Genomic DNA, 19,464 nt, shown 5'->3' on the forward strand with positions numbered 1-19,464 from the left:
GAGTAGGTCGATCAGCGGTGACGTAAACGCGGAGAGCGGCGGGAAGTGGCTGCCGGGGCCACCGCCGTACGGGTGACGGACGGGCCGTCGACCCGGTGCGGGGACGGGCGCGGGGCCGCTCAGGGAGCGGAGGGTGTGGCGGAGACCGTCGGGCGGGAGTGCTCCACGGCGGCCGGCGGAATCGCCCCGGGCTGGTCCACGCCGCTGGTCACGGGCGGCGGCGCCGGGTCCTGGCGGTTGGCCGAGGCGCCCCGGTAGACGGCGGAGAAGGCGAGGGCGACCATCCCGACGCCCATCACCAGGGCCAGCAGCCAGGCGACCGGGCGGTGCCAGCGGGCGGCGCCGCGGTAGCCGCCCGGCCCGTAGGAGCCGGGTCCGGCGTCGTCGTCACCGTCGGGGTCGTAGTCGAGGTCCTGGGGGTCGTGATGGGCCCTGGATCGGCCGTAGGAGCCGTATTCGCCGTCCGTGGGGCGGCGGCTGCGGCGGGCCCGGGCGGCGTCCGCCTGCGCGCGGGCCTCGGCGGCGGCCAGGAGGCGCTCCACGGCGGTGGGTTCATGGACGACGGCGGCCCGGACGAAGTCCTCGTCGAACACCACGGAGGCGAAGTCCTCGTCCGCGCCCCCGCGGTCGTCGTCGGGCTCCCAGCCGTCCGGGAACGGCTTGCCCCCCACGTCGTCCGGCACGGAATCAGCGTAGCCGGGCCGGGACCTTTTGGGCAGGTGCTCCGGAAAGCCGTCCGGTGGGCGAGATGGGGAACATGCGGCCGGTCCTTGACCCGTGCGCGTACGCCGGGCGGTGTGCCCGGCCCGGCGTACGGTCAGGGGCGCCGCTACCGGGTGTGGCCGTCGCCCGTGACGATGTACTTCGTCGAGGTCAGCTCCGGCAGCCCCATCGGGCCGCGGGCGTGCAGCTTCTGGGTGGAAATGCCGATCTCGGCGCCGAAGCCGAACTGCCCGCCGTCCGTGAAGCGGGTGGAGGCGTTGACGGCGACCGTGGTCGAGTCGACCAGCTGGGTGAACCGGCGGGCGGCCGCCTGCGAGGTGGTCACGATGGCCTCGGTGTGGCCGGAGGACCAGAGGCGGATGTGGGCGACCGCCGCGTCCAGGGAGTCCACGACCGCGGCGGCGATGTCGTACGAGAGGTACTCGGTCTCCCAGTCCTCCGTCGTCGCCGCGACCACGGCGGCCTTGGTCCCCTCGGCGTGGGCGAGGACCTGCTCGTCGCCGTGGACGGTCACCCCGGCCTCGGCCAGCGCGTCCAGGGCGAGCGGCAGGAAGGCGTCGGCGACGTCCTTGTGGACGAGGAGGGTCTCGGCGGAGTTGCAGACGCTGGGGCGCTGGGCCTTGGAGTTGATCAGGATGTCGACGGCCATGGTCAGGTCGGTCTCCGCGTCGACGTAGACATGGCAGTTGCCGGTGCCGGTCTCGATGACGGGGACCGTGGACTCCTCGACGACCGTACGGATCAGGGATGCGCCGCCGCGCGGGATGAGGACGTCGACCAGGCCGCGGGCCCGCATCAGCTCCCGTACGGATTCGCGGCTCTCGCCGGGGACGAGCTGCACCGCGTCGGCGGGGAGGCCCGAGCCGCCGACCGCGTCGCGCAGGACCCGGACCAGGGCGGTGTTGGAGGCGTAGGCGGAGGAGGAGCCGCGCAGCAGGACCGCGTTGCCGGACTTCAGGCAGAGGGCGGCGGCGTCCACGGTGACGTTGGGGCGGGCCTCGTAGATGATGCCGACCACACCGAGGGGGACGCGGACCTGGCGCAGGTCGATGCCGTTGGGCAGGGTCGAGCCGCGCACGACCTCGCCGACCGGGTCGGGCAGCGCGGCCACGTCCCGTACGTCGGCGGCGATGGCGCGGATGCGCTCCGGGGTGAGGGTGAGCCGGTCGATGATGCCCTCGCTCGTACCGGCCTCGCGGGCCCGCTCCACGTCCTGCGCGTTGGCCTCGACGATCTCGGCGGTGCGTACTTCGAGGGCGTCGGCGATGGCCAGCAGCGCGTCGTCCTTGGCAGCGCGCGGAAGTGGCGCGATATCTGCGGCGGCGGCGCGGGCCCGGTAGGCGGTCTGCGCGACCGGGGACAGGTTGTCGTAGGGCGAGAGCGTGGTCATGCCCGCAGAGTAATGCGCGCTCTGCGGGCATACGGCACGTATCCCGTGATGCGAGACGCCCGACCCGAAGGACGGACACCTCGCCGCGAGACTGCCGACCCGAGGGGCGGACGCCTCGCCGTGCGGCGGTTCAGTAGGGGTGTACGCCGACGGGGGCGGCGGGCGGCGGTCCGTACCCCTCGGCGATGCGCTGGTGGTACGTCTCGCGGTCGATGACTTCGAGGCCGACGATCTTCCACGGGGGCAGCTGGGCGCTGGAGCGGTGTTCGCCCCACAGTCGCAGGGCGACCGCGGCCGCGTCGTGCAGGTCGCGGGCCTCTTCCCAGTAGCGGATCTCCGCGTGGTCGCCCGCATAACGGCTGGTCAGCAGGAAGGGGTGGTCGTGCGCGAGCTGTTCCAGGCCGCGTCTGACCTCCGCCAGCGGAATCTCGGTCCCCGAGACGCTGAGGGTGATGTGCCACAGCTTCGACTGCGGGCGGTCCTCCTGTTCCGCCGTCACCGGCTCCTGTTCGGCGGTGCCTCCCAGGGGCGGGTTCCGGTCGAAATCAGCCCCCGCTCCGACACTCGTCAGGGCGCGGCTGCCCGTGCCTCGGGGCGACGCCCCCGGGCGCGCTCGTCTCACCGGCGGCCTCCTGTGATGTGTTGCTGTGCGGACCCCTGTTTCCCCGCTACAAAGTGGACCAGTCCACGGCCTGGTGTGGGGCGGTTTTGGTAAAGGTCCCTGCCCGATGGCGGGACTTTCAGCCGATTCAGGGGGTACGGCGTGGCGTGAGGACGACGAGATCGTCCCTGTGTACGACCTCACGTTCGTAGGCGGGTCCGAGTTCACGGGCGAGGTCGCGGGTGGAGCGGCCGAGCAGCTGGGGGATCTCCTTCGCGTCGAAGTTGACGAGCCCACGGGCGACCGGGGTGCCGCGCAGGTCGCGCAGCTCCACCGGATCGCCGGCGCTGAACTCGCCCTCGACGGCGGAGATCCCGGCAGGCAGCAGCGAGGTGCGGCGCTCCACTACGGCCCGTACGGCGCCGTCGTCCAGGGTGAGCGCGCCCTGCGGGGTGGAGGCGTGGGCGAGCCAGAGGAGCCGGTCGGCGGAGCGGCGGCCGGTGCGGTGGAAGTACGTGCCGGTGTCGCGGCCCGCGAGGGCGTCGGCGGCCCGGCTGGCGGAGGTGAGGACGACGGGGACGCCGGCGGCGGTGGCGATGCGGGCGGCCTCGACCTTGGTGACCATGCCGCCGGTGCCCACGCCCGCCTTGCCGGCGCTGCCGATGGTGACGCCGGCCAGGTCGTCGGGGCCCGTGACCTCGGCGATCCGGGAGGCGCCGGGTGTGCCGGGCGGGCCGTCGTAGAGGCCGTCGACGTCGGAGAGGAGGACGAGGAGGTCGGCGTGGACGAGGTGGGCGACGAGGGCGGCGAGCCGGTCGTTGTCGCCGAAGCGGATCTCGTCGGTGGCGACGGTGTCGTTCTCGTTGACGACGGGGACGGCGCCCATCTCCAGGAGCTGGTCCAGGGTGCTGTAGGCGTTGCGGTAGTGGGCGCGGCGGCTGGTGTCGTCGGCGGTGAGGAGCACCTGGCCGACGCGGACGCCGTACCGCGCGAAGGAGGCGGTGTAGCGGGCCACCAGGAGCCCTTGGCCGACGCTGGCGGCGGCCTGCTGGCGGGCCAGGTCCTTGGGCCGGCGGACCAGGCCGAGCGGGGCGAGTCCGGCGGCGATGGCACCGCTGGAGACGAGGACGACCTCGCGTTCGCCGCCGTCCCTGACCTTGGCCAGGACGTCGACGAGGGCGTCGACCCGGTCGGCGTCGAGGCCGCCGGAGGCGGTGGTGAGCGAGGAGGAGCCGACCTTGACGACGATCCTGCGGGCGCCGGTCACGGCCGCCGCCCGGCCGGACGGCCCGCGCCCCGGCACCGTACGGTCCTGAAGTCCGTGTCCCGACGCCGTGCCGTCCGCCGCCGTACGGTCCGACGGCCTCTGCTCTGCCACGTGCTTCCTCGCTCTGGATCGCCCCGGTGTCCGGTGAGGGGCGCGCGTGCAGCCCCCGGCACGCACAGTACGCGAGCGGCCGCCCCCGCTGCCTGCCGGTTTCGCCCGGTGGACACGGCCTAAGGCGCGTCCCCGATGGCGAGCATCCGGTCCACCACGCGGGCGGCGGCGCGCCCGTCGGAGGGCTCGCAGAAGTCGGCCCGGAACCGGGCGTACTTCTCCTGGTACTCCTCGCTCACCGCGTCGATGTTCCGAATGGCGTCGACCAGGTCCTCGGAGGTCTTGATCAGCGGTCCGGGGGCGCGGGAGGTGAAGTCGAAGTAGAAGCCGCGCAGGGTGTCGCGGTAGTGCTCCAGGTCGTACGTGAAGAAGAGCATCGGCCGCCCGGAGTGGGCGAAGTCGAACAGCACCGAGGAGTAGTCCGTGATCAGTACGTCGGCGATCAGGTAGAGGTCGGCGATGTCCGGGTAGTACGTGACGTCGTGGACGAAGCCCTGTCCGGCGCCGGGGATGGAGTCGAGGACCTTGTGGTGCTTGCGGTAGAGCAGTACGTGGTCCTCGCCGAGCTCGCGCCGCGCGGCCTCGACGTCGATCCGGTTGTCCAGCTTGAAGCGGCGGCCGCCGTAGCGCTGGTCGTCGCGCCAGGTGGGGGCGTACAGCACGACCTTCTTGTCCGCGGGGATCCCGAGCTTCTCCCGTACGGCCTCGGCGCGTTCGGCGCGGTCGGGGGCGTGGAAGACGTCGTTGCGCGGGTAGCCCGCCTCCAGCACCTCGCAGTCGAGGCGGAAGGCGTGGGTCATGATCGGGGTGGTGAAGGCGTTCGGTGTGATGAACAGGCTGTACTGGCGCGAGCGTTGCGGGAGGCTCGCGATGTAGGCCAGGTTCGCCTTCGGGGTGCCGAGGAGGTCGGCGCCGATGCGCTTGAGCGGGGTGCCGTGCCAGGTCTGCACGACGACCTGGCCCTCGCGGCGGACGAACCACTCGCGGATGCCACCGTTGGTGACGACGTACCGGCTGCGGGCCAGCGCCTCGTACCACTCCTGGCTGCCCCACTCCACGCCGCGTACGCCGGGCGGCAGGACGACCTGCTGGTCGTGGACCATCGCGATGTGCTCGACCTCGGTGCCGCGGCGCTTGAGCTCCTCGTAGACGGCGCGGGGCGAGTCGGAGAACTGCTTGCCGCCGAAGCTGTTGTAGAGCACGGCCTCGCGCAGCGGCAGCTTGCGCTGCTCGGGGGTGTGGACGTCGCGCATGAGGCGCTGGCGGTAGGCGCCGCGCAGCTCGGGGCCGAGGACGGGTCCTGACTCGACGAAGATCCGGTCGAAGTCGACGCGCTCCACGGTGAACGTGCAGTGCTCGCCCCGGTGGGAGAGCGGCAGCAGGGAGACGAGGTCGGGGCGGAGCGTGACCGGGAGGTCGCGGGTGTGGTCCCACTCGGTGCGCAGGCGCAGCCGGGGCATCCAGCGTCCGGCGCGCAGCGGCACGGTGCCCTCGTAGGTGGGCATGGTGTCCGGGCGCAAACGGGCGGTGAAGCGGCCGTCGGCGAACTCGGCGGGCAGCGGGCGGTCCTCGTTGCGGCCGGTGTGGCGCAGGACCATCTTCATGCGCTCGGCCGGGCCGGTGTAGGTGCCGGAGAGCACCAGTTCGCCGTCGGCGCTCCACTCGACGGTGTCGACGACCGGCTGGACGGTGCGCAGTTGGGGGGTGAAGTTCCCGGCGCCGTCGGTGAGGATCGCCAGCTCGCGTCCGTCGGGGAGCGGGTGGACGCCGGTGCGCAGTCTCTCGCCGTTGGTGGCGCGGCGGGTGGTGCCGTCGGCGAAGACGATGAGCGTGCGGTACTTGCGGGAGGTGCCGGGGGCGATGCCGTCGGCGGGGAGGGCGGCGAGGGGCAGCTCGGCGGTGTGGCGGAACCAGCCGTCGTCGCCGGTGCCGGCCTGACGGAGCGGCAGGTCGGTGGTGAAGCCGCTCGGCTCGTGGTCGATGCGCAGCGCGATGGGGACCTCGGCGGCGGGGGCGGTCACCCGGGAGCGGAGGGTGACGGTGAGGGTGTCGCCGTCGGCCTCCTGCGCGTCGATCTCGGCGGGGACGACGTCCACGGTGAGCTTGAGGCGGTTGCGGTCGAAGCCGGCGACGAGCCGGACTCCGTCGTCCAGGAAGCGGGTGAGGCTGTGTCCGGCGGCGCCCGCGCTGTTCTTGGTGACGCTGCCCACGGACATGCCGCCGGGGCGCGGGATGCCGATGCCCAGGCGCCAGGTGCCGGACTGCCACCGGCCGCGCACCCGCAGCCGACCGGGGTCGATGCCGAGTTCGAAGCCCGACCAGTCGTAAGTGTGGAGGGCGCCCTTGGCCTCGGCCGTGGCGCGGGGCTCCTCGACCGTGCGCAGGCGCAGCGGGAGGGTGGAGCGGCTGCTGCCCTGGCGGCGCAGCACGGCGACGCGCAGGGAGCGTCTGCCGGTGGCGGAGGGGACGTTGGGGATGTAGGCATAGCCCTTGACGAGGAGCTTGCCGTCCTGCCAGGCGAGGTCCAGGAGCTTGCCGCGTACGGGGAGTTCGCTGCGGTTGAAGTTGCGCACCGAGGACGGCAGCGAGGAGCTCTCGATGCCGGGCAGCTCGATCCGGGCCCGCCGCAGGCCCTTCACGGAGAAGGCGCCGGGGTTCTCCCGTTCGTAGTGGAGGAGTTCCGCCAGTTCCTCGCCGCGTCCGCTGGCCGCCAGGTGCCACTTGACCCGGGCCATCGGCGAGAACTGCCGGACGATCTTGGGGGCGGCTCTGTCCAGGAAGTCCTTGGCCGCGCTGTGGAAAGCGGGGCGCTCCTCGGCCGGGGTCTCCGGGAAGTACTTCATGAGCCGGCTGAGCTCTTCAGGGATCGCTTCGGGGGACGCCACGGAGGAGTGCCTTTCCGGGGATGGACGTACAGAGGGTGAACCCCTGGAAGACGGGGTGTGAGGGAGACGCCAACAGCGGTCTCATGGATACACCCCCGATTGACGTGACGCCAATCACACGAACGGGTCGTTCGACCCCCGCGCGGACGGCGCGGGGGCCCTGGAACCCCGTCCGGTCAGACGCGGTGCGCGCGGGGTGCGCGCCGGGCGCCGAGCACCGTACGGCGGGCCTTGCGGACCACACGCCGGGCGAGGGAGACACGTGGCTTGGGCTGCGGCGGCTCGATCCGCCGGCCGCCGACCCGTTCGGTGACGGTCACCTCGTAGGCGCGCCTCGGCAGCACGGATCGCTTGCCCGCCTTGGCGAAGTGCGGGTACGCGAGCAGGATGCGGTCGCCCTCGCGGACCACCTCGGGCTCCTTCTTGTCCCGCAGGAAGGCCGCGATGTCGAGCAGCAGGTCGAGCCGCCCCCGGGCAAGGGCGGTGAGCCGAAGCCGCTCGTGGACCTTGAGCCGGCGGCCGACCTCCGGGGTCCAGTAGGCGTCCATCAGGGGGGCGGCGAGGGCCGCCTTCTCCCGGCGTACGGCGTCGGACTGATTCACCAGTCCGGGTCCGAACTGGGGCAGCAGCGTGATGACGAACGGACGCACCATCAGTGAATCCCGGCGCGGACCGGGGGGCACCAGGCCGGCGATGAGCTCCATGAGGGCGCGGGCCGAGTCGAAGCGGCGCCGGTGGTCGCCCTTCTTGGTCATCTGGTTGCCGTCCTCGCGGCCCACCAGGTAGTAGCAGGTGTAGTCGGCGACGACGGAGACCCCGTTGCCGCGGAGGTACGCCTCCATGGTGAACAGGGCGTCCTCGCCCGTCTTCAGCTTCTCGTCGAAGCGCATGCCGAGCCGTACGAGGAGGTCGCGCCGGAACAGTTTCTGCGCGCTCAGCGTGAATTTGATGTTGGACTCATAGAGGTCGACGTGGTCGAGCGTCTCTTTCCACATCGACTTGGCGGCACCGCGGTTGACGCCGACGATCTTTCCGAGCACCACGTCGGTGCCCGCCCGGTCCCCCATGGCGACCATGCGCTCCAGGGCTTCCTCGCCGAAGTAGTCGTCGGCGTCGAGGAAGAAGACGTACCGGCCGCGGGCGAGCTTCAGGCCGAGGTTCCGCGGGCCGCTGGGGCCGCCGGAGTTGGGCTGCCGGACGACGCGCATGGGGATCGCCGTGCGGGCGGCGAACTCCTCCAGACAGGCGCCGGTGCCGTCGGTGGAGCCGTCGTCGACCGCGACGATCTCCAGGCGTCCGGCGCCGATCGTCTGCGCCTCCACGGACTCCAGGCAGCGGACCAGGTAGGGCATCGCGTCATACGCTCCGATGATCACACTGACATCGGGCTCGTGGTTCGTCCTGGGCATGTCGGCCATATGCACCCGTCGATTCCATCACGAAAGAAGGTGGATTATCCGACTATGCACCTGCTATGCACCGACACGCCGAACGACCCGTACATCCCTCCCTCAGGGAGACGTACGGGTCGCTGTCAGGGTTGCATCCCTTTCGGCCAGTCCGGCCGACGAACGCCTCAGCGCGGCGAGGCCCCTTCGGTGACCGCGGTCTCCGCCGCCGCCTCCACCGCGGTCTCCGGCGCCACCGCGGAGACGCCCACCGCGTCCGGGTCCGCCACGGCACCGGCCTCGGCAGGCGCCTCCGGCTCACCCGTGACGGCGCTGTCGCCGGGAGCGCCCTCGCGGTCCGGGACGGCGATGACCTGATCGCCGAGCCGCTGGGCGACCCCGGCGTTGCGGGCCTCGGCCTTGGCGGCGAGCGCCCGTACGGCGGCGTTGAACTGCTCCATGGAGGTCGGCTCGTCCGGGCCCAGGAGGTAGGACTTCAGCTCGCGGCGCGCCCCGGCCAGCGCGTCGGCCGCCGGGTCGGCGACGGCGGCCAGCAGCTCGTCGAGCTCCTCGGCGCTGTTGGACAGGATGACGGCGGCCCGTACGGCGGTGTTCTGCCGCTTGAACTCCTCGGCCCCGAGCGCCGCGGAGTCGGTGACCGCGTACGGCTTGCCGCTCGCGATGAAGTCGGAGACCACGCTGGAGATGTCCGAGACCATGGCGTCGGACTCGTTGAAGCAGTCGTACAGCTTGGGCTCCGCGCCCACCACCGTGCGGTGCTCCCACCAGCCGAAGGAGCGCCAGTAGGCCTCGTTCCACGCGGCCCGCAGCTGCGCCGCATCCGCCTCACGGGCGGGGTCGGCGAGCGAGACCCGCGACTCCTCCGCCTCGTCGCCGCCGGCCCGGCCGACGGCCGCCAGTTCCGTGAGGCGGGCGTTGATCCGGACCAGCTCGGCCTGGGCGGCGCTCCGCTCGGCGGCCGTACGCTCGGCCTCCGCCGCCCAGCGGGGCTCGGCGGCGCGCTCGGCGGCCGCCTTCCCCAGCATCGCCCGGATCTTCGCGTCGACGGCCTTGGCCTGGCGGCTGCGGATGCCGGTGAAGGGGTGCGGCTTGTAGATGATCCGGACCGGGTCGTCGGCGGCGAGGAGCCGGCGCACGATGTTCTCGCCCGCCAGGAGCAGGGAGGTGTTGCCGGGGTTGTCGTCCCAGCCCTCCCAGGTGGGGGCGTACAGCACGGTCGGGATGGGGTTCCGGACCTCGCCCGTCCAGCTCTTGATGGGCTCCAGCTGCGGGCGGCCCACCTCGACGATGTCCTCGTCCCGGACGCCCACGTCGGCCAGCGCGTAGCGGTCCCGGCCGGCCCGGCCGGCCGTCCAGACCTCGTCGTAGACCTTGGAGTACGGGTTGACGCTGGCGAGCTTGTCGCTGTCGCCGTGGCCGATGAAGACGTGCTTCATGGTCGGCACGCGCAGGATGTGGATGTTCTTGCCGACGTTGGCCGGATACAGGCAGACCCGGGCGGAGGAGAGGTCCAGGTTCATCAGGTGCGTGCCCGCCGGGACGCAGAGCACCGGGACGGAGGTCTCGGCCAGCTGCGGGACCAGGTTGCGCTCGCGCATGACGATCAGCGGGCGGCCCTCCACACGGGCCATCGTGTCCAGCCACATGTTGCCCTGGTAGGCGGACTCGTTGGAGCCGGAGAAGTAGAGCACCACGGTCGGCTGGTACTCGCGCAGCCAGGTGTCGACGGCCTTGAGCACGGTGCCGGCCGGGGGCACCAGACGGCTGCGCCGCAGGTACGGGATGAGGGCCACGACGTAGAGGAAGCCGAGCAGCAGGGTGAGCGCGGCACCGACGAAGCCGACCCGGTCCTCACCGGTCCCGGCGGCGATCAGGATGCCGGCCATCGCCGCGATGTCGAGGTGCAGCATCTTCTCGCCGGAGCGGCGCAGCAGCGCACCCGGCGGGGCGTCGGGGATGCGTACGGAGTGCAGGTCCACGTTGCGGGTGACGACCGGCATGGTGCGGCGCAGCCGGATCAGGGTGGTCACCGCGCCCTGCGGGGCCTGCAGGCCGTAGAAGATCAGGAAGCAGGCGACCGCCGTGTAGAAGAGCGGCTCCTCGGCGAGGCCCATCCGGGCCAGCAGCAGGACGAGCATGAGCTGGCGCAGCAGGAAGCGGATGGACAGTCCGGCCCGCACCTTGCCGAGCCGGTTGATCAGATAGCTCCCCCGCTGGTGCAGATACCAGTCCGCGGCATAGGTGACAGCCGCGGTCGCCGCGAAGAACCAGATGTTCGGAAGGAGCGCGGCGAGCATGACGCAGGGGTATCCCAGCCCCATCAGCAACGCTGCCGCGAGTTCTGACCTGCTGCCCACACGGGCCAGGCGAATAGCTGTCGAAATCACGAAGAACCTGCTCCAGGGGGGTGCCGGTCGGATCACGCATGGGGGAAAGTGTGAAGAGAAGACTTCACGAACACGGGCCTCTGCCGTCGCGCTAAGCGAAGACAGAGGCCCGTATACACACAATGGTCAAGAATTATTACACATCCCCTTGACGGTCCAGCGCGTAGGCCAGAGCCTGCTCGAACCCGGAGGACGCCGAGGCCTCGGCGGTCGGGTCCTGCTGCCGTACGTCGACGACGTGACCGGTCATCTCGGAGAGCAGCACGTCCAGCGAGGTGTGCGCCACGGCCTCCGAGGAGAGCAGCGAGCCCTCCGGCTCCTGGCCGAACGCCTTGGTGCGCATCGGCGTCGCGGTCCGCTCCGGGTTGACGCAGTTGACCCGGATCCCCTCGCCCGCCCACTCGTCGGCGAGCGCCTGGGTCAGGTTGACCATGGCGGCCTTGGTGGAGGAGTAGAGGCTGTACTCGGCGCGGCCGCGCGTGTAGCTGCTGGAGGTGTAGAGCAGCAGCTGGCCCCGGGTCTCGACGAGGTACTTGTAGGAGGCGCGCGCGATCTGGACGGGGGCCAGGTAGTTGACGTTCAGAGCTTCCTGGATCGTCGCGTTGTCCGTCTCGGCCAGCTTGCCGATGCGCAGGACGCCCGCGGTGTTGATGACGTAGTCGACGCGGCCGGTCTCGGCGTACGCCTTGGCGAGCGCCGCGTCGACGTGGTCCGGGTTCTCCACGTGCGTGCCGGTGGTGGAGCGGCCCAGCGCGTAGACCCGCGCGCCGTGGCTCTCGGCCAGCCTCGCGATGTCGGCGCCGATCCCGTACGAACCGCCGAAGACGACGAGGGTCTTGCCGGAGAGCTGCTCACGGTAGGCGGCCTCGTCGGCCTGGCGCGGGGCGGCGGTGGAGGCGAGCTGGAAGAGCTTGTCCGTGATGAAGACGTCGACCGGCTGGGTGACCTTCATGTTGTACTCGTCGCCCGCGACCACATAGATCGGCACGTCGGGGAGGTACTTGAGGACCACCGAACAGTCGTCGGTCGCCTGGAAGTTGGGGTCCCCCGCCGCGATCCGGTACGCCTTGCGGATCGTGGAGAGCTTGAACGCCTGCGGGGTCTGGCCGCGGCGCAGCCGGGAGCGGTCGGGGACCTCGGTGATGAACTCCCCGTCCCCGCCGTGGGTGCGGGTCACGATGATCGTGTCCGCGGAGGGGATGGCGACGTCGACGGCCTGGTAGCGGTCGAGGGCCTCGACACAGTCCCTGATCACACGCTGTGACAGCAGCGGGCGCACCGCGTCGTGGAAGAGGACGTTGCGGTCCTCGCCCTCGGCCAGTCCCTCGCCCAGGGCCGCGATGGCGCGCTCGGTCGTCTCGTTGCGGGTGTTGCCGCCCTCGATGATCCGCGTGACCTTGGTCAGCTGAGCCCTGGCGACGATCTTCTCGACGTCGGGTACGAAGCCGGGCGCCATGAGCACGATGACGTCGTCGATGTCCTCGGCGTTCTCGAAGATGGTCAGCGTGTGCTCGATGACCGCCTTGCCGGCGATCTTCAACAGCTGCTTGGGGATCGACAGTCCCACGCGCTGCCCGGTGCCACCGGCGAGTACGACCGCGGTGGTCCGGGGCTTGGCTTCGTGCGGCTCAGACACAGACGACCTACCTTGCTATGACGGGGGAACAGCGCGATGCTCGCACTCTCCGTGACCGTCTCGCAAGGTGGACGCCGTCCGCCGCACCCCCCGCGGAAACCGGCAGTTCACCCTCTGGCCAGGGAGGTTGGAGGGCCCGGGTCCGGTACGCGCGTGATCCGATCCACAGAGATGTTGCATAATCTGCACATCTGTGGCCCTTGCGGCGCTCCTGAGCGACCCGCCGGCGGCCTGACCACCGTAGATCCGCCCCGAGGCCACCGGACGGCCGGACTCCATACGGAGTCGAGCCGTCCGGTCATGGAACAGATGTGCCTTGGAGGGAGCCGGGGCCCTCCTAGAAGGGGTCGAACTCGTCGTACTCCTTCTCCGCGTCGTCCCGCTCGGCGTCGCGGTCCCGGCGACGCTGCGCCGCGGGGCGCGGCTCCTCCAGGCGGTGGTCCTCGCCGCGGCGGCCGAGCATCTCGGCGCCTGCCGTCACGGTCGGCTCCCAGTCGAAGACGACCGCGTTCTCCTCGGGTCCGATGGCCACACCGTCGCCGGCCCGGGCGCCCGCCTTCATCAGGGCGTCCTCGACGCCGAGGCGGTTGAGCCGGTCCGCGAGGTAGCCGACGGCCTCGTCGTTGTTGAAGTCGGTCTGGCGCACCCAGCGCTCGGGCTTCTCGCCGCGCACCCGGTAGATGCCCTCGTCGTCCAGGGTGACGGTGAAGCCCGCGTCGTCGACCGCCTTGGGACGGATGACGATGCGGGTCGCCTCCTCCTTCGGCTTGGTGGCACGCGCCTTCGCGATGATCCCGGCGAGCGCGAAGCTCAGCTCCTTGAGGCCCTTGTGCGCGATGGCGGAGACCTCGAAGACCTGGTAGCCACGGGCCTCCAGGTCGGGGCGGATCATGTCGGCGAGGTCCTGGCCGTCGGGGATGTCGACCTTGTTGAGGGCGACGATGCGGGGCCGGTCGTCCAGGCCGCCGTAGAGCCGCAGCTCCTCCTCGATCATGTCGAGGTCGGAGACGGGGTCACGGTCGGACTCCAGCGTCGCGGTGTCCAGGACGTGCACGAGCACCGAGCAGCGCTCGACGTGGCGCAGGAACTCCAGGCCGAGGCCCTTGCCCTGGCTGGCGCCGGGGATGAGGCCCGGGACGTCGGCGATGGTGTAGACGGTCGAACCGGCGGTGACGACGCCGAGGTTCGGGACGAGCGTGGTGAAGGGGTAGTCCGCGATCTTCGGCTTGGCCGCGGAGAGCACCGAGATCAGCGAGGACTTGCCCGCGCTCGGGTATCCGACGAGAGCCACGTCGGCGACGGTCTTGAGCTCCAGGACGATGTCCCGGCTCTCCCCCGGCTCACCGAGCAGCGCGAAACCGGGCGCCTTGCGGCGGGCGGAGGCGAGCGCCGCGTTGCCGAGGCCGCCGCGGCCGCCCTGTCCGGCGACGAAGGTGGTGCCCTGGCCGACGAGGTCGGCGAGCACGTTCCCGGCCTTGTCGAGGACGACGGTGCCGTCGGGCACGGGCAGGACCATGTCCTGGCCGTCCTTGCCGGAACGGTTGTCACCGGCGCCGGGCTGGCCGTTGGTGGCCTTGCGGTGGGGGCTGTGGTGGTAGTCCAGCAGCGTGGTCACGGACTGCTCGACGACGAGGATCACATCGCCGCCCCGTCCGCCGTTGCCCCCGTCGGGGCCGCCCAGCGGCTTGAACTTCTCACGGTGTACGGAGGCGCAGCCGTGGCCTCCGTTACCCGCGGCGGCATGCAGCTCGACGCGGTCCACGAAGGTGGTCATGGTTGGTGCCTCCAGATAACAGGTGCAGGTACAGCAGGAAAATGCGGAATTGTCTCTGTCGTAACACGCCGAGGGCGGACCCGCTTCCCCGGTTGCCGGGAAAGCTGAGATCCGCCCTCGGAAGGTGCTGTGTGCCGTTCTGCGCGCGTCGGGAAAACTCAGACGGCGAGCGGAACGATGTTCACGACCTTGCGGCCACGGTGCGTACCGAACTCCACCGCACCGGCGGTCAGCGCGAACAGCGTGTCGTCGCCGCCACGGCCGACGCCCGTGCCCGGGTGGAAGTGGGTGCCGCGCTGGCGGACCAGGATCTCACCGGCGTTGACGGCCTGACCGCCGAAGCGCTTCACGCCGAGCCGCTGAGCATTGGAATCGCGCCCGTTCCGAGTGGACGATGCGCCCTTCTTGTGTGCCATGTGTTCTCAGTCCCTTACTTCGCAGCCGCGGGGATACCGGTGACCTTGATCGCCGTGTACTGCTGGCGGTGACCCTGGCGACGGCGGTAGCCGGTCTTGTTCTTGTAGCGAAGGATGTCGATCTTCGCGCCCTTGTGGTGGTCCACGATCTCAGCCGTGACCTTGATGCCGTCCAGCACCCACGGGTCGCTGGTGACCGCGTCACCGTCGACAACGAGCAGGGTCGAGAGCTCGACCGTGTCGCCAACCTTGGCAGTGGAAATCTTGTCAACCTCAACGATGTCGCCGACAGCTACCTTGTGCTGGCGACCACCGCTGCGCACGATGGCGTACACGCGGATCTCTCTCTCGCTCGGAACGGATCCCCTGATGCCAGCCGCTCGCACGGGCCGAGGCCCGGGGCGATCCGGAAGGATGAGCGGCCTCTCCTGGCGGACGGCGCGAACACCGACCGTTACCGGGAGGGATGTGCTCAGGGGTAGGCGCGTATGGAAAACACACCGAGGGTCAAGGTTACGGGGCCGGGGTGTGGGGGTCAAACCGGGGTGACGGCCCCGTGGTGGCTCCTCCGGAGCCGCGGCCACACCTATGCTTTCCGGGCCAGTCAGCTCTCCGGAAGGCACACACCGTGAACTACAGGGTCCAGCCCACCGCCCAGGTCGACGAGAGCGCCGAGATCGGCGCCGGCAGCAGCATCTGGGAGCTGGCGCAGATCCGTGAGGGCGCGAAGCTCGGCGAGGGCTGTGTCGTCGGACGCGGTGCCTACGTCGGCAGCGGCGTACGCATCGGCGACAACGTCAAGCTCCAGAACTTCGCCCTCGTCTACGAGCCCGCCGAGCTCGGCGACGGGGTCTTCGTCGGCCCGGCGGTGGTCCTCACCAACGACCAGTACCCGCGCTCGGTGGACCCCGACGGCAAGCAGAAGCGCGGCGGCGACTGGGAGGCCGTGGGCGTCAAGGTCGCCGAGGGCGCGTCGCTCGGTGCGCGGTCCGTCTGTGTCGCGCCGGTGCGGATCGGCCGGTGGGCGATGGTCGCGGCGGGCGCCGTGGTGACCAAGGACGTCCCCGACTTCGCCCTGGTCGTCGGCGTACCGGCCCGGCGGATCGGCTGGGTGGGCCGCAGCGGCGTGCGCCTGGTGGCCCGCGAGGGTGAGCCGGGGGTGTGGGAGTGCCCGCGGAGCGGGGCGCTGTACGAGGAGGGGGACGGGGTCCTCAGGGAGCGCGCCGCATAATCCCCTCGGGACAGGGGTGCGGGCCGGCCCCCTGAGGTCTGCCGCTCAGCCCTCCAGCAGCAGCCGGTCGAACCCGGGGCTGATCACCGGCCAGTCCCAGGTCGTCAGCGCGTGCTCCGCCGCCTCAGCCGTCGCCTTGCGCCACGTCTCCTCCGTCGCCGTCAGCGCGAGGATGCGGTCGGCGGCCTCCCCCGGTGAGCCGACCACCCAGTCGGCGGGGAAGAGCGTCCGGGCGCCGTGCTCCTTGCCCGCGAAGAACGGCCAGTCGCGGACCACCGGAAGCGCGCCGCTGGCGGCGCCCTCGACCAGGCCGCAGTGGAAGCTCTCCCGCACCGAGCTGCTGAGGATCACCCCGATCCCGGTGAGCGCGCCCGGTACGTCCTCGGTGCGCCCCAGCAGCCGGACCGCCCCGGTGGGCTCCAGCTCGGCCAGGTCCCGCCGGAGCAGGTCGTCGTAGGCGCGGGCCGCGGCGCTGGCCTTGCGGTCCAGTCCGTCGCCGATGACGACCAGGCGGTAGCGCTCGTCGTGCTCCCGCAGCCGCCGCAGCACCTCCACGGCCCACCGCGGGTCCTTGGCGACGACGCCCGCCCCGATCAGGCCGACGGTGAAGCGGGTGTCGCCGCCGGTCTTCTCCTGCCGGAACCGCTCCAGGTCCATGGCGTTGGCGATGACGTGCAGCGCCGGTGCGCCCGGCTCCCGCAGCCGCGGCAGGCAGTCGGCGACCAGGTCGCGCAGGTGGTCCCCGACGAAGACCAGGTCGTCGACCCGGTCCAGGTCCATCAGGTGCGGCCACAGGGTGAACGCCTCGTAGCTGTGCAGCCGTACGACGATCCGGGTGGTTCCCGGGTCCACCAGCGTGAACAGGGCCGCGGCGTTGGTGCACCAGTCGACGAAGACCGTGTCCGCCCAGTCCAGATGGGGCCGGAGCGCCTTCTCGGCCCGCTCGCCGAGGGTGGCCGCGCCGCCGAGCGCGTACTCCATCATCCGCTGGGCGCCGCGCGCCAGCGGTCGCAGCGTCTCGTCCTCCTTCACCTCCAGGAAGCGGATCTCGACGCCCGGGTGGTCGGCGTACCGGTCGCGGATCGCCTGGAGGAAGTTGGCGTTGGAGTACGTCGTGACCAGCAGCCGCAGCGGCCGGCCGGCCGGTGGGGCGGCGGCGGGCACCGCACGGCCGCGGGGTGCGGTCATGGCCTGGAAGGCCGTGCTCGCGCGGAACGGTGCCAGATAGCCGGCCGGGTCCTCGGCCAGCGGCGAGGTCAGCGAGTCGAAGTGGACGGCCCGGGGGAAGGCGAGGGTGAGCGCCGAGGAGAGCGAGGCCGCGGCCTTCTTCGCGTCGCCCTTGGCGTACCACCGGTCGGCGGTCGTGAGCGCCGCCTCGTACGCGGAGCGGCGCAGCGCCGCGTCGTCGTGGCCGCGCTCCAGGTCGGCCCTGGCCGCCTCGGCGAGCAGGTCCGCGCGCAGGGCCCGGTCGGCGGTGAGCCGGGCGGCGTCCTTCAGCACCAGGGTGGCGCCGGCCTTGCGGCCGCCTTCGGACATGCTCAGGCTGACGCGCCGGGCCAGCTTGGCCCGCAGCCGGTCCGGCACCTTGGGCGCGACCACCGCACCGCGCCACGACTTGGCGCCGACCGAGGTGCGCAGGACGGCCGGGGAGGAGGCGCGGCGCAGCGCCCCGCCGGCCACGCGCCGGGCGGCCCGCTTGGTGGTGCGGGCGGCGCTGGCCGGGGTCGGTACGGACCGGGTGACGGCCCGCAGGGCGTAGTGCAGCGGCCGCTCGCGGCGGTCCTCGACGGCCTTGAGGGCGGGCGCGATGCCGAAGACGGCGTGGGCCCTCCGGTTCAGCTGGGCCAGCCGCCACACCGTGTAGACGGCGGTGGCGTCCAGGGCGACCAGGACGTGGGCCCGGCGGCCGGAGCCGCGCACCTGCCGGTCGCGTTCGGCGGTGGCCCAGACGCGGCGCGGGGCGGAGAGCTTGGCCACGCGCTTCTCGAACATCCGGCCGCGTTCGGCGGCCGCCTCGGTCAGGGAGCGCAACCGGGTCAGTTCGAGGCCGGGGTCGATGTCGTCCGGGGCGAAGAGCCCCGCCAGTTCGACGGTGGCGCCCGCCGCGCGGAACTTCTCCAGCGACGCCTTGAGGACCGCGGCCTGCGGCCGTGTTCCGGCGATCAGCAGTACGTGCGTCATACGGAGAGGTCCTCCACCTCGTGGGTGCCCGGGGCCGTGGACGGCGTCCCGGAGCTCCCGTCCCCCTCGGGGGCCGGGACGGCCTGGCGGATGAGACGGCGTACGGCGGGGCCCAGTTGGGCCGCTCGCGCGTACTGCGCCGCGTGGGCCCTGGCCGCCGCCCGGTCCTCGTCGCTCGCGTCGACCGCGAGCTTCGCGGCGCTGGAGTAGGCGGCGGCCAGCGCCTCCTCGTCGAAGCCGAAGGCTCCCGTCCACAGCGGGTGGCCGGTCATCACGGTGGTCGCGTCGTGCTCCACCGCGTGCGCGGACATGACGGGCAGGCCGGTCGCGGCGTACTCGTAGACCTTGCCGGACGTCATGTACTTCCCGCCCATGATCATGAGGAGCAGGACGTCCCAGCTCGCGAAGATGTCCGCCAGCTCGGCCTTGGGGGCGGGCCCCCCGAAGCTCACCGCCTCACCGCGGGCCTGCGCCTGCCGGATCAGCTCCATGTGGGCGTTGGCCTCGCGGGTCGCCCCGGAGCCGATCTGGCCGCGGATCTCCAGCCGTGAGCGGGCGACGAGCGGGTCCCGCTCGCGGGCGATGCGCCAGCCGTCGAGTACGGCCTTGAGGATGCGGGGCGGTGAGGTCACCACGCCGAGGTGCCCGAAGGTCAGCCCGGCGTCTGCGTCGGGGACGCGCGTACGGGCCGGGACGCTGTCCTCGTCGTACCCGTTGCGCACGACGTGGACGCGGTCGGCCAGATCGGGGTGACGCTCCCGGTACCACTCGGCGATCGGGTCGTTCACCAGCCACAGGGACAACGCCCGGCTGAGCACCTTGCGTTCCCACACGCCGGACGGCGAGTCGGCGGAGAAGGCCTCGCCGCCCTCGATGACGTCGACGGACCAGCCGTCCCGGAAGTCGATCGCGTACGGAACCTTGTGGGTCTCCCACAGGTGCAGGGCGGCGGCCATGTTCACGTACGGCACGCAGGTCGCCACGGTCAGGTCGGCGGGCCGCTCCCGGTGGATCCGCTCGACGGCTTTCTCCAGGTCGGCCTTCCAGCCACCGTAGATCGGCTCGGGGAATTCCTTCATCCCCTTTTTGCGGTACGCGGCAGCCCACTGCGTCGGCCGGAGCGCGCGGTCCTCGGAGAACTTCCGGATATCGGTTTCCAGGTCCTCGCGCACCAGCGGCAGCTTCACGATGCGAACGCGCGGATCGACCCGCTCGGAGAGCGTGTGGTCGAGGCCGAAGTCCCGCTCCCAGGACTCGTCGGCAATGGTCACCACCGTGACGTCCCAGCCTTGCGAGACGAATTGGTTGGCTGTTTCACGCATCCGGTAGGCGCAGCTCTTCGCAGCGGGGGGAAACCCGATCGCCAGGTAAATCACATGGTGGGGAGCAGGGGTGTTAGACACGTCAAAACGCTAGCACGGCAGGCCTTCACCCCTGCCCCCGTCGTCTACGG

Annotated in this window: 14 protein-coding genes; 1 reads left to right on the plus strand and 13 read right to left on the minus strand. The window is 71.6% G+C overall.

The genetic code is table 11. The features are described 5' to 3' along the window. Positions 1-119: 119 nt before the first annotated feature. The 11 genes from IF17_RS0108040 to rplU form a co-directional block, all read right to left on the minus strand. A complete protein-coding gene (locus tag IF17_RS0108040; RefSeq protein ID WP_030563609.1) occupies positions 120-683 on the minus strand; it encodes an SCO2584 family spore wall biosynthesis protein in 564 nt (187 codons plus the stop codon). 146 nt (positions 684-829) lie between these two features. After that, the gene (locus tag IF17_RS0108045; RefSeq protein ID WP_030563610.1) at positions 830-2,113 is read right to left on the minus strand and encodes a glutamate-5-semialdehyde dehydrogenase; all 1,284 of its coding nucleotides are present in this window, start codon (positions 2,111-2,113) and stop codon (positions 830-832) included. 130 nt (positions 2,114-2,243) lie between these two features. After that, the gene (locus tag IF17_RS0108050) at positions 2,244-2,735 is read right to left on the minus strand and encodes a hypothetical protein (RefSeq protein ID WP_030563611.1); all 492 of its coding nucleotides are present in this window, start codon (positions 2,733-2,735) and stop codon (positions 2,244-2,246) included. A gap of 127 nt (positions 2,736-2,862) precedes the next feature. Further along, positions 2,863-3,981: a glutamate 5-kinase gene (gene proB, locus IF17_RS0108055; RefSeq protein WP_030563613.1), complete on the minus strand. Its 1,119-nt coding sequence runs from the start codon at positions 3,979-3,981 to the stop codon at positions 2,863-2,865. 230 nt (positions 3,982-4,211) lie between these two features. Then, positions 4,212-6,977, minus strand: coding sequence for a CDP-glycerol glycerophosphotransferase family protein (locus tag IF17_RS0108060; RefSeq protein ID WP_030563615.1), 2,766 nt, complete (start codon positions 6,975-6,977; stop codon positions 4,212-4,214). A gap of 176 nt (positions 6,978-7,153) precedes the next feature. Next, the gene (locus tag IF17_RS0108065) at positions 7,154-8,395 is read right to left on the minus strand and encodes a glycosyltransferase family 2 protein (protein WP_030563617.1); all 1,242 of its coding nucleotides are present in this window, start codon (positions 8,393-8,395) and stop codon (positions 7,154-7,156) included. Positions 8,396-8,553: 158 nt separating this feature from the next. Further along, the gene (locus tag IF17_RS0108070; RefSeq protein ID WP_030563619.1) at positions 8,554-10,683 is read right to left on the minus strand and encodes a hypothetical protein; all 2,130 of its coding nucleotides are present in this window, start codon (positions 10,681-10,683) and stop codon (positions 8,554-8,556) included. Positions 10,684-10,909: 226 nt separating this feature from the next. Further along, complete coding sequence (locus tag IF17_RS0108075; protein ID WP_030563622.1) at positions 10,910-12,409, minus strand: bifunctional cytidylyltransferase/SDR family oxidoreductase; 1,500 nt, start codon at positions 12,407-12,409, stop codon at positions 10,910-10,912. A gap of 337 nt (positions 12,410-12,746) precedes the next feature. Next, positions 12,747-14,183, minus strand: coding sequence for a GTPase ObgE (gene obgE / locus IF17_RS0108080; protein WP_030563624.1), 1,437 nt, complete (start codon positions 14,181-14,183; stop codon positions 12,747-12,749). A 158-nt stretch (positions 14,184-14,341) separates the two neighbouring features. Continuing rightward, positions 14,342-14,599, minus strand: a complete 258-nt coding sequence (gene rpmA / locus IF17_RS0108085; protein WP_015608479.1) for a 50S ribosomal protein L27 — start codon at positions 14,597-14,599, stop codon at positions 14,342-14,344. Positions 14,600-14,613: 14 nt separating this feature from the next. Beyond that, positions 14,614-14,934: a 50S ribosomal protein L21 gene (rplU, locus tag IF17_RS0108090; protein ID WP_003969204.1), complete on the minus strand. Its 321-nt coding sequence runs from the start codon at positions 14,932-14,934 to the stop codon at positions 14,614-14,616. A gap of 293 nt (positions 14,935-15,227) precedes the next feature. On the opposite strand from rplU, the gene IF17_RS0108095 reads away from it, so the two are divergent. Then, on the plus strand, positions 15,228-15,830 hold the full coding sequence (locus IF17_RS0108095) for an acyltransferase (protein WP_030563626.1): 603 nt from the start codon (positions 15,228-15,230) through the stop codon (positions 15,828-15,830). 45 nt (positions 15,831-15,875) lie between these two features. Here the strand turns inward: IF17_RS0108095 and IF17_RS0108100 are convergent, their stop codons facing one another. Together IF17_RS0108100 and IF17_RS0108105 are read right to left on the minus strand one after the other, a co-directional pair. Then, on the minus strand, positions 15,876-18,011 hold the full coding sequence (locus tag IF17_RS0108100) for a glycosyltransferase (protein ID WP_030563628.1): 2,136 nt from the start codon (positions 18,009-18,011) through the stop codon (positions 15,876-15,878). Next, entirely contained in the window at positions 18,008-19,333 is a 1,326-nt protein-coding gene (locus IF17_RS0108105; RefSeq protein WP_030563630.1) for a glycosyltransferase family protein, read from the minus strand. Before IF17_RS0108105 ends, IF17_RS0108100 begins: the two co-directional genes overlap by 4 nt. Positions 19,334-19,464: the final 131 nt, after the last annotated feature.

The sequence above is a fragment of the Streptomyces cyaneofuscatus genome, from assembly GCF_000718135.1.
Taxonomy (GTDB): Bacteria; Actinomycetota; Actinomycetes; order Streptomycetales; family Streptomycetaceae; genus Streptomyces; species Streptomyces cyaneofuscatus.